The 1,812-nt window shown below is 32.4% G+C and carries 1 protein-coding gene; it reads left to right on the top strand.

Features of this window, described 5'->3' with window-relative positions; translation table 11 throughout:
• Positions 1-110: 110 nt before the first annotated feature.
• Entirely contained in the window at positions 111-1,394 is a 1,284-nt protein-coding gene (locus MWH25_RS12730; protein ID WP_248628028.1) for an IS110 family RNA-guided transposase, read from the top strand.
• Positions 1,395-1,812 lie beyond the last annotated feature (418 nt).

Genomic DNA, 1,812 nt, shown 5'->3' with positions numbered 1-1,812 from the left:
AGGAGCATTCCTGTAATAAATAAATATCAAGATAGACAAAAAGAGCACCTCCCTGATATAATACGGGGTATCTAATGAAAGATCCCTAAATAAAAAGGAGGTACTCTAAGATGAATTATAATCGAAATCGTAAAATAAGGCAAGTAAAAATTTCAACTTTAGTAGTAGGAGTTGATATTGCTAAGAAAAACCATGTTGCAAGAGGTCAAGATTATCGTGGTATTGAGTATGGAAAAGCATTATCTTTTACAAATTCAGATGAAGGATTTGATAAGTTTCTAAAATGGATGTGTGAACTAAAGGATAAGCATGAAAAAGAAGATATAATAGTTGGAATGGAACCAACAGGACATTATTGGTTAAACCTAGCTCAATTTTTAAAGAGAAATAAAACAAAAGTAGTATTAATAAATCCAAGCCATACGAAAAAGAGTAAAGAGTTGGATGACAATTCACCAACTAAAAATGATAAAAAGGATGCAAAAGTAATAGCTCAATTAGTTAAAGATGGGCGTTATTCAGAGCCTAATATACTAGTTGGTGTTTATGCTGATATTCGTGTGGCAATGACTCATATGGAGAGATTAAATAAAGATTTACAACGAGTAAAGGGGAAGGTACATCAATTTATAGATAAGTATTTTCCAGAATATTTAACAGTATTTAAGTCATGGGAAGGGAAAGCATCATTAGTTACATTAAAAGAGTTTCCTTTGCCAGATGAGATATTAAAGATGACTCCAGAAGAGATAGTATTAGAGTGGAAGAAAGAGGTTAAAAGAGCAGTAGGAATAAAACGAGCTAAAAAGCTTAAAAAAGCTGCTAAAAGGTCAGTAGGGTTAACAGAAGGTACCCAAATAGCAAAGTTTGAATTAAGCTATTTATTAACGCAATATGAAATGATAAAGTATCAAATTGAGCAATTGATGATTAAAATAAAAGGTTTAATAAAGAAAGTATCAGGCACAAAGGCAATGTTAAGTATCAAAGGGGTTGGAATAAAGACTGTCGCAGGGTTTATATCAGAGGTTGGAGATATAAATGGTTATGCTCATCCTCGACAAATTCAGAAGCTAGCAGGGTTGAATTTAATGGAAAATAGTTCAGGACAACATAAGGGGAGAACTTGTATTACTAAAAGGGGTAGAGCGAAGTTAAGAGCATTATTATATAGGGTGATGCTGCCTCTGGTAGCTAAGAATGAAGAGTTTAAGACACTTCATGAGTATTACACAACTCGCCCTAATAACCCTTTAAAGAAGAAACAATCCCTGATAGCTTTATGCTGTAAATTGATTAGAATATTGTTTGCTTTATGGAAAAAGCAAGTGGAGTATGATGGTGAAAAGTTAATGAAAGATATTAAGTGTTCAAATTTACAGGGAGTTGCTTAAAAGAGTATCAAATTGATTATGAGAATGTTTGTTTTATAAAATAATTATTTATGTTCGATTATCTTAGAGTCAGAACTTTGAAAAAGGAAGACTGGAAGAGCTGGAATTAATTTTTTCAATACGGGCATAGACCCTGCCGAGGAGCATATCCAGCCTCCACCCATGGATAGGTAGAACGAAGGAATGTAGGGACATAGATCCTGAGAGATATGGGAGGTTAAACTACCATGGAAATGTGGAGTTCCAATAAGCAACCATATTATTTTTAAAAAGCTTTATCATATTTTCGGATTGGTCTAACTTTCTAAATCCAAATATTAAATAATTTAAGAATAATATCCTTAATCCTTTTTTAAAAGAAAATGAAATTCTAAGAATAAGCGAGCATAAGTGAGATAAATTTAATTTATAGAGGGAG

The organism is Natroniella acetigena (genome assembly GCF_023227745.1).
In the GTDB taxonomy this organism is placed as follows: Bacteria; Bacillota; Halanaerobiia; order Halobacteroidales; family Halobacteroidaceae; genus Natroniella; species Natroniella acetigena.
Note: the sequence above shows the minus strand (reverse complement) of the source record. Positions and strands in the feature narration are given on the sequence as shown.